This window comes from Bartonella sp. MR100HLJHH (assembly GCF_042194215.1).
In the GTDB taxonomy this organism is placed as follows: domain Bacteria; phylum Pseudomonadota; class Alphaproteobacteria; order Rhizobiales; family Rhizobiaceae; genus Bartonella; species Bartonella grahamii.
This window is the reverse complement of sequence record NZ_JBHIMR010000019.1, coordinates 1-9,015: the sequence shown is the minus strand read 5'-3', so window position 1 is coordinate 9,015 and position 9,015 is coordinate 1. Positions and strand designations below refer to the sequence as shown.

At 35.0% G+C, this 9,015-nt stretch carries 11 protein-coding genes and 1 tRNA gene; 11 read left to right on the top strand and 1 reads right to left on the bottom strand.

Annotation, left to right across the window (positions count from 1 at the left end):
- Positions 1-497 precede the first annotated feature (497 nt).
- The 3 genes from ACFIJ7_RS08410 (at position 498) to ACFIJ7_RS08400 (ending at position 1,764) form a co-directional block, all read left to right on the top strand.
- On the top strand, positions 498-1,229 hold the full coding sequence (locus ACFIJ7_RS08410) for a phage antirepressor KilAC domain-containing protein (protein WP_375645045.1): 732 nt from the start codon (positions 498-500) through the stop codon (positions 1,227-1,229).
- A complete protein-coding gene (locus tag ACFIJ7_RS08405; protein WP_375645044.1) occupies positions 1,226-1,504 on the top strand; it encodes a hypothetical protein in 279 nt (92 codons plus the stop codon). Before ACFIJ7_RS08410 ends, ACFIJ7_RS08405 begins: the two co-directional genes overlap by 4 nt.
- An 80-nt stretch (positions 1,505-1,584) precedes the next feature.
- Entirely contained in the window at positions 1,585-1,764 is a 180-nt protein-coding gene (locus tag ACFIJ7_RS08400; RefSeq protein WP_375635942.1) for a helix-turn-helix transcriptional regulator, read from the top strand.
- Between the two features lie 110 nt (positions 1,765-1,874).
- Here ACFIJ7_RS08400 and ACFIJ7_RS08395 read toward each other — a convergent pair.
- Positions 1,875-1,950 (bottom strand) — tRNA-Thr (locus tag ACFIJ7_RS08395).
- 453 nt (positions 1,951-2,403) lie between these two features.
- Here ACFIJ7_RS08395 and ACFIJ7_RS08390 point away from each other — a divergent pair.
- The 8 genes from ACFIJ7_RS08390 to ACFIJ7_RS08355 form a co-directional block, all read left to right on the top strand.
- A complete protein-coding gene (locus tag ACFIJ7_RS08390; RefSeq protein ID WP_012754685.1) occupies positions 2,404-2,607 on the top strand; it encodes a SlyX family protein in 204 nt (67 codons plus the stop codon).
- A 1,074-nt stretch (positions 2,608-3,681) separates the two neighbouring features.
- Positions 3,682-5,109, top strand: a complete 1,428-nt coding sequence (locus ACFIJ7_RS08385) for an amino acid permease (protein WP_273787839.1) — start codon at positions 3,682-3,684, stop codon at positions 5,107-5,109.
- Between the two features lie 40 nt (positions 5,110-5,149).
- Entirely contained in the window at positions 5,150-5,830 is a 681-nt protein-coding gene (locus tag ACFIJ7_RS08380; RefSeq protein ID WP_375645043.1) for an energy-coupling factor ABC transporter ATP-binding protein, read from the top strand.
- Positions 5,827-6,465, top strand: coding sequence for an energy-coupling factor transporter transmembrane component T family protein (locus ACFIJ7_RS08375; RefSeq protein WP_375645042.1), 639 nt, complete (start codon positions 5,827-5,829; stop codon positions 6,463-6,465). The genes ACFIJ7_RS08380 and ACFIJ7_RS08375 overlap by 4 nt, the downstream gene beginning before the upstream one ends.
- A 15-nt stretch (positions 6,466-6,480) precedes the next feature.
- A complete protein-coding gene (locus tag ACFIJ7_RS08370; protein ID WP_375645041.1) occupies positions 6,481-7,050 on the top strand; it encodes a biotin transporter BioY in 570 nt (189 codons plus the stop codon).
- 258 nt (positions 7,051-7,308) lie between these two features.
- Positions 7,309-7,854 carry a biotin transporter BioY gene (locus tag ACFIJ7_RS08365; protein WP_012754691.1) on the top strand — a complete coding sequence of 182 codons (546 nt, stop codon included), beginning with the start codon at positions 7,309-7,311 and terminating at the stop codon, positions 7,852-7,854.
- 558 nt (positions 7,855-8,412) lie between these two features.
- Entirely contained in the window at positions 8,413-8,550 is a 138-nt protein-coding gene (locus ACFIJ7_RS08360) for a hypothetical protein (protein WP_375645040.1), read from the top strand.
- A 275-nt stretch (positions 8,551-8,825) separates the two neighbouring features.
- A partial coding sequence (locus ACFIJ7_RS08355) for a POTRA domain-containing protein (RefSeq protein ID WP_375645039.1) occupies positions 8,826-9,015 on the top strand: 190 nt, incomplete at its 3' end.

Sequence of the window (9,015 nt, the reverse complement as noted above, 5' to 3'; positions counted from 1 at the left end):
AAGAAACTTATGGATTGTCCAACCATCACACTTCAAACCGCAAGTGGAATAGAAAAGGTCATTCCTTGCGCAAAAATTACAGCAAAAGGAATTGGTGTGCTGTCTCAAGAGCTTAAAAGACAAACCATGCATTAATTAAGGAATGCAATAATGAAAAAGAAATACGAATTTACTGATAAAATCGATATGATTTATTTGCGTCAATTTTCAAACTTTTTAATTGACAATATAATATCAGTATGTCTATTGTCGAATCAGGTGCTTGAAAAACACCTTGAATCGATAGCGGATAGATTGCCGAAACAATCTTTTCTCCGCACATTAAAGGCTTTGACTCATTGTATGTTACACGCATATAATGGCTTTGTCGGGTGTGGTTACGCTATACAATACCCTTTATGGGGAAAGCGTAACGACGGACTATCGACCGTGTTTTTCAGCACCCGGCATCCTTTATTGGATGTCAATGAAAAACCTCTAATCGATAGGAGTTCATTATGAACACTCTTATAGAAATTAAAGAAAGCACTGCTAATAGTGCTACCACTCAGACTATGTCGAGTCGTGAAATTGCAGAATTATGTGGTAAAGAACATCGGAATGTTATGCGGGATATTCGGCAAATACTCACTGAGCTCAAAATTGAGCTGAGTGAATTTGCAGGATTCTACAGAGATTCAACAGGTCGTACTCTTCCTTGCTACAATCTTCCCAAACGTGAGTGTTTAATTCTTGTTTCGGGTTACAGCACTGCTTTACGAGCAAAGATTATTGACCGCTGGCAAGAATTGGAAAGACAAGTAGCAACACCACAAATAAATCTTGCCAATGCTTTGGAAAATCCTCTTACGATTAAACAGCTCCTTTTAGAGAGTATCAATCAATTAGAAGACTTAAGAAATGAGGTGAGTACACTCAAGCCTAAAGCAGAAGCTTTGGAAGGTTTAAAACGCTCTGATGGTTTATTCGGTCTTATCGAAGCAGCGAAGATGTTGGAGGTGCGCCCAAAGGACTTAACCAATTACTTGCGTAAACATGATTGGGTGTATCGACGGGCTCCAGGGGCGCCTCTGTTACCTTATCAGGACAAGATCAAGAAAGGATTTATGGATTGTCCCGCTATTACCATTCAAAGACCGGATGGTACAGAAAAGGTGCTGCCTTCAACAAAAATTACATCTAGAGGATTGGCTTGTTTGAGAGAACAAATCTTTGGGGGTATGCAATGAATACCAGTATCGACTTTTTATGTGATTTGTGGATAGCGTTGTCTCAGTTTGTCAATTGTGAATACGTAGATGACAAAGACTGTAGTGACTTGGTTGACATCATGAGCGTAGTAGAAAAAGCTTTGATTTTAAAACTTCAAGATGAAATTCCAAATATTACAAAGATTCTAGCAGTTTTAACGGATTTTGGAGATTCAGAGCTGCCCCATAGAATGGATTCTTTGTTGCGAGCTTATGATCCGAGTTTGCAGAAGCCTGTCACGAAAGCGGCTTAGTTTTAAACAATTGATTTCATCTCCTCGTCCTATAGGACGAGGAGGGGGTTAAGTAACATAAAAAAGAGAAAGGTAATGAGATGATATTTGATGATGGCGATAGATATGTAACAACCCGTGAATGTGTACAGCTTTTTAGTGTATCCACAACAACGATTCGCAATTGGGTGCTTCAGGGGTTGTTTCCGGAGCCATATAAGCTAGGGAGAGCGGTGAGGTGGAGAAAGAAAGAGATCTTAGCCTTTACTCCAAAGAAATAAGAACAAATTAGGTAAAATTATATAAACTGTAGAAGGTGGTCTAAAAGGTGGTCTGAAAATGGCTGTTTAAAGAAAAAATCTATATATTTCAATATGCTAAATACAAAAAGTGGTGCCGCATGCCGGATTCGAACCAGCGACCCCATCATTACGAATGATGTGCTCTACCAACTGAGCTAATGCGGCATAGGTTTGTAAATCAATGAGACAAAACTAATTTGAGGGTAATAGCTAAAAGTACGTATAAAAGCAAGAATGCATTTTTTCAATAATTTATAAAATATGATAATAATTTGCAGGAGAAGTATGTAAAAGTCAGAGGACAGTATTCTTTGATCTTAATACTATAAATGCTTTCCAATTTACGATAGCACTCAAATTAAGAAGCTGGGAATGTAGATCCTTAGGATGGAAAATGGTGTCAAGATAACTTAGTAAAGATAAAAACATTTCTGATTCTTAAGAAAGAAATTTGTTGAATAAGTGATTAGGAAAATAAAGATCATTATAAACCCTTTATAATGTGCAAATAAGATGAGTAGAATTAGTTGAAAAGTTACTTCTCATTTTTATGGGAAGAAAAAGGGGGAGGATTAATAAAATTAATTACGTTTTTTTATTTAAGATGGAGTAAGAATCATGTCGGATGAAGATCGGCTGATAGAACTAGAAATAAAGCTAGCTTACCAAGAAAAATTCATTGAGGAACTTTCTCGAGTGGTAACTAATCAATGGAAAAGTTTGGATGAGATATCTAAAAAAGTTGATGTCTTAGCGAGACGATTTTCAGATTTAAAAGAACAGAGTGTTACTGAAGCTGTTATTTTACCATTTTCTCAATAGGGAGAAGGTGCTTAAAAATTCTTCTGTTGATATTCTCTTGGATTTTTTTAGATGTAATAGGGTGGATATTACAATGGGAGGAAGGTGCGAAATGTTCTTTATTACAATTGCAATTATTTACAGATTAGTTTTTATTTAACGCATTTTGTTAGATTTGTAGAATAATTTTTATAAGCTTCTTCATTAATTTCAAGAAGTTCCAATTTTATAAGGAGTGCTGATATTAGAAGACGTTTTTTATATGTGATTTCTAGTACTAAAATTAAGAAAAGTTTTTGTAGAGTATAAAAAAGCATCCATAAAAACATATGAACTTCAATATGTTAAGTTTTTTTCTGTACAGAGTTTTCTATAGATGGGAGTTAGATTTATTCGCTATTTTTTTTAAATTGATACAAATGAAGCGATGTTATCGTTATCTATAGAAATCATAAGTGAGCGCGTATATTTATAATAGAGCGTTTTAATCCATTCTGATGATCAAGTTATTTTCAGTTGTTTTAATAGGGTGAGGTGCTCTAAGCGATATCGGTTGTGTATAGTACAAAGAGCTCTAGAAGTCTTTTCAAGATTAAATATATTCTTCGTTATATGTATATGATATTTTGTGAAAAGGTTTTTGTTTTTCGTGATTTAAGATACAAAATACTATTGCTAAAGCACCAAAGATAAACCATGCTGGTAAATAAGTGAGAGTAATGCAAATTGAGGACAGAAAATCAGGCATTACCTTGCATAGAGATTGATTAAGGTGATAGACATCTGTTTGCAGAAGGTTTATTAAAATTTTATTAAAGGGGGTTGTTGTCCAATGTGATGTGATTACAGAGTGTGCGTTATCAATGACCAATGCTATAATGGTTAGTGTAACGAAAATGAAGGACATTAATTTAAATAAATAGTGGAGCATATTTTTTCTTAAAACTTCAACGGGGCATATGTATAATGCACAAAAAAATAAGGAGTTGCATTATGATAAGAAAATAAGTTTACGTTTGTTTTGTGTTTTTTGAAAAAGGTGCCTAATTTTTCGATAAAAGTTGAGGTTAGGCTCAACAAAAGTAATGAGGCATGATGTTTGAAAAAAAGCACAATGAATTGAAGCGTAGCCTTCAAAATCGCCATATTCAAATGATTGCTTTGGGTGGTGTTATTGGGACGGGACTTTTTTATGGGTCAACCGAGGCAATTCAATTAGCTGGTCCCTCAGTCATTTTGTCTTATCTTGTTGGCGGACTTATTATGTACTTCATTATGCGAATGCTTGGTGAAATGTCAGTAGAAGAACCGTCTTCAGGAGCATTTAGTTTTTTTGCTTATAAATATTGGGGGAGATTAGCTGGTTTCATAACAGGTTGGAATTATTGGTTTCTTTATATTCTTGTGAGCATGGCTGAACTTACAGTGATAGGGTTTTACCTTGATCATTGGATTTTGATTGATCACTGGAAGGCATCTTTCGTTGTTCTTTTATTTGTTACATTCATTAACTTGTTTAATGTTCGTTTTTATGGAGAATTTGAATTTGCTTGCGCTTTGATCAAAGTGGCTGCTGTTATTGGTATGATTATTTTGGGAATTTTTCTCATTGTCACTGGACTAGGGGAAAATCAAGCGAATATTCATTATCTTTGGGACCATGGCGGTTTTTTCCCTTATGGAGCAGTAGGGGTTGTTTTAGCGACTTCTGTAGTAATGTTTTCTTTTGGAGGAACAGAGCTTATTGGTATTGCTGCTGGAGAGGCATCTGATCCACAAAAAACAATTCCGGCGGCTATCCGTCAAGTTATGTGGAGGATTATAATTTTTTATATTGGTTCTATCAGCGTTATTATGATAATCAGCCCTTGGAATATGATTGGAAAAAATGGTAGTCCTTTTGTTACAATTTTCGAGACTATAGGAATTCCTGCTGCTGGTCATATTTTGAATTTTGTGGTGATTATGGCTGCTATTTCTGTTTACAATAGTGGCATTTATTCTAATGGACGTATGCTTTATAGTTTAGCTGTACAAAAAAATGCACCACATATTTTTAGTAAACTGAGTGCTGCTCGTGTTCCTTATATTGCTATCCTTTTTTCATCATTCTGTACGGTGTTGATTGTCGTTGTTAATGCTCTTGTTCCTGATAATAGTTTCATGCGGATCATGGCACTTGCAACTGCAGCAGCAGTGATTACTTGGGCTATTATTGTTATTGTTCATTTAAAATTTCGCAATGCACATAAGAACAGAAAAGGCAACTTTACTTATGCGTTTGGTTTATATCCTTACGCTAACTATCTTTGTCTCTGCTTTCTTGCTTTATTATTTTGCATTATGTTTATCAGTGGTTTTGGGCAAAATGGATTGATGACTCGACTTTTTGATATGATAGGAATAAGCGTGCCTTTTCTTGAAACATATATTCCTGTACAGATGCCTGATATGAGTTTGGCAGTCATTATTATTCCTCTATGGTGCTTATTATTACTTTTAGGTTATAAACTGAAACGATAGAGAAAGAAGAGCTAATAAAAGGGATTGATTGGAATAAATCTTGGGGACTATAAAATTTGATGAGGTAACACAAGTTTTTGGTGATTTGTGTGTTTTAAAAAATATTACTGTACAGCTTACCGAAAAACGAATTGCTGTTATAGGTGCGAATGGTTCTGGAAAAAGTACATTTGTTCGTCTTATTAATGGACTCCAATTACCATCTCACGGTTTTGTAAGCGTTGATGGGCTTGATACCAAGCGCGATGCAAAAGCAGTAAAGCGTAAAGTTGGATTTGTATTTCAGAATCCCGATAATCAGATTGTTTTACCATTAGTTGAAGAGGACTTATCATTTGGTCTCAAAAATTTAAAGCTTAGTAAAGATGAAATTAAGGAGCGTGTAGATGAAATTTTACAGCGCTATGAACTTCAAGATTTCAGAAATTACGCTGTCCATTTATTAAGTGGTGGGCAAAAACAACTCGTTGCTATTTCCGGTGTAGTTGCAATGAAACCAGACTACATTATTTTTGATGAGCCGACGACATTACTTGATTTGCGAAATAAGCATCGCGTTACGCAAGTGATAGAAGAATTACCACAAACGGCAATAGTTGTATCGCATGATTTGGAGTTTTTGAAAAAGTTTGATAGAGTGTTAGTTTTTGATAAGGGGGAGATAGCAATTGATGATGTACCTTTTGTTGCTATCAAGGAGTATATAAGAAGAATGTCATGATCGGTTTATATATTCCAAGGGATACGTTTATTCATAGGTTAAGTCCTGGAGTTAAGTTATTATTTCTTGCGGCGTGTGGAACTTTTATAATAATGGTTTCTTCCATAGCGCTTCTTGGGTTATTTTTGTTGTTGGTCATCTTATTCTATAGAGCCGCCAAGGTCCCTTTCAAAACTGCGATAAAGCAATTTAAATCGATGGGATTGCTTTTAGTTCTTTTATTTGTATTTCAAACTATTTTTAGCGGTTGGCTTACGGGGGTTGAGGTCATATTACGTCTTGTTATCCTCTTTTCTTTATCATCACTTATTTCATTCACAACAAAAGTTTCAGATATGGTGGATGCAATTGAAGTCGGGCTTCAGCCTTTTTGCTGTTTTGGTATAAATCCATCAAAAGTGAGTATGGTTATCTCTATGGCGATCAGGTTTATTCCTCTTTTGAGTGAAAAGTTTAATGAGGTACATGAAGCACAGCAAGCACGGGGACTTAATACTAACATTGTTGCTCTTGCGATACCTTTAATTATACGAACCATAAGAATGGCTTCAGAAGTGGCTGAAGCATTGGAAGCGCGTTCTTATGATGCTGATACCATTGATACAGCATCTCATAAGAATCAAAGCTTTTTATAGTGAAAGAAGAATCAAATGAATACAAAAGATTTAGTTTATATTGCTTTATTTGCCGCTATTTATGCTATTTTGGGACTTTTCCCTTCTATTTATCTTCCTTTTCTTCTAGGGGTACCTATTACAGCTCAATCGATGGGGCCGATGCTAGCAGGGTCTATCCTTGGGGCAAAAAGGGGTGCTTTAGCGTCACTCCTTTTTCTTGTTCTTGTTGCGATTGGATTACCTCTGTTGCCTGGTGGTCGCGGTGGGATCAGTGTCTTTTCAGGGATTGCAAGTGGTTACTTAATAGGTTTTCCATTTGCTGCATTTTTTATTGGTTTAATGGTAGAATTGTTTTGGAAGCGATTAAATTTTATAACATTATTTGTGATAAATACTGTTGGTGGCATTGGGATAGTTTATTCTTTTGGAATACCATGGACAGCGTATATGACCAAAGTCTCTTTACTGAAGGTTTTAATGGCTTCATCAGGTTTTTTGATAGGCGATTGTTTAAAAGTGTTGATTGCATCCTTTGTTGCACTCGCGATTAAAAGATCTGTTCCTCTCATTCATTCAAAGCATAATAAGAACAAGCTAAAATAAATGTATTATTTTGTTATGCTGTTATTATATGATATTCATGTATCACAATAAGTTTACTGAATTTAACCATAGTAAGCTATGATGTAATTAAACATTGTAGAATCTCAATGTGATTTATATAAGTGATATTATTAAAATAAATTATTATAGTATTTTTCTCTATATCTAAGGCATTTAAAGTGTACTTTTATAAATCTGATACTTTTTATTAATTATACAACAATAACAAAAGTTTTTTCATAGTGAAGGAATAATTCAGTGAATACAAAAGATTTAGTTTATATTGCTTTATTTGCCGCTATTTACGCTGTTTTGAGTCTTTTTCCTCCTATTTATCTTCCTTTTTCGCTGGGTGTCCCTATTACAGCTCAGTCTATGGCTCCGATGTTAGCAGGCTCTATACTTGGAGCGAAAAGGGGAGCTTTAGCATCACTTCTTTTCCTTGTTCTTATTGCGATTGGGTTACCTCTATTGCCTGGTGGTCGTGGTGGAATTAGTGTTTTTTCAGGAGTTACGAGTGGTTATCTGATTAGTTTTCCATTTGCTGCATTTTTTATTGGTTTAATGGTAGAATTGTTTTGGAAGCGGTTAAATTTTATAACATTATTTGTGATAAATACTGTGGGTGGCATTGGGATAGTTTATTCTTTTGGAATACCATGGGTAGCTTATATGACTCAGGTTCCTTTGCTGACGGTTTTAATAAGTTCATTAGGTTTTTTGGCTGGTGGTTTCTTGAAAGTGCTGATTGCATCCTTTGTAGCGTTGACCATTAAAAAAATCGCTCCTCTCATTCATTCTTAAAAAGGGGTAGTTCTGTACTGAAGAACAATTTTTGCCAAATGTATGTGGATTAAAAAGCACCACGGAATACCATTCTGTTTTATTTACTTTTTATTGGTATTTTTATCTGTATAGCTCTCAAAGGTAGCCATACGAAAGTTGAATATTTCGGCACCAAAATTTATTTTTTGCTTTCAGGAGCAGACCCCTAAATAGTCAATTAATATCATTTTATTCAACATGCTTGTAAGTTTTATTCGATTTGCATATTATATGCATAACGCCTTAGGATTATTTATTATTTTTTATATTTTCAGTTAATTAATCACTAATTTTTAAAGTATTAAATTATATTAATTGTACAAAAACATTGATAATTCAGTGTTCATTTAAAACTCTTGATGTACATAATACCCTTATAAATATGTTAATATAAGGTATAAAAATAAGATTTGCATGGGATGAAGCTAAAACAAAAAATAATCTTAGAAAGCTGCATGTGTTTTTTCGGACCCATTCTCCATAGCTAAACAAGATCGTATTGAAAACGGAGAGTATGGTTAGCAAGCTTTAGGGCTCATGGATGGTTTTTTATTCTTCTTCGTAGCGCATACTGTCTATGACGATAAAGATGGCATAGAGGGAATCCGTATTATTTCAGCACGGCGAGCCAACTTGAAAGAAAGGAAACGTTATAAAGAAGAAAGTTCGTTATGAAATTGAGGTAGGTAACTTATCACCTTTGACAGATAAACAGAGAGTTGAAGTTGATAAACTGGCTGTAATGCCGGACAGTACAATTGATCATAGAGATATTTCGTCACTCAATGATGCGTTCTGGAAAAACGCCGTTCTCAATCCATTCTATAAACCAACGAAAACTGTTGCTAACTGTGCGTGTGGATTCAGACATGCTAGCGTGGCTTAAAAGTCAAGGAAAAGCAAAATAAACCTCATTAGCAGAATTTTTTAGACACTAATTCCTCTAACTGTTGGCAAATTTTAAGCCTATTTTACTCTGCCTGCACGGTCATCTCAAGATTGTTGTAGTTGAAGGTGTGATGGAAGATATTACCCTTGATGGGCATAAAGTTGGAAGGAAATCTCAAGGAGAAATCACCACGGCTTTTCCAAACCTTATTGGGAAGCCGACCAATCTGCGCCAGATAGAGCAAGGGCTTG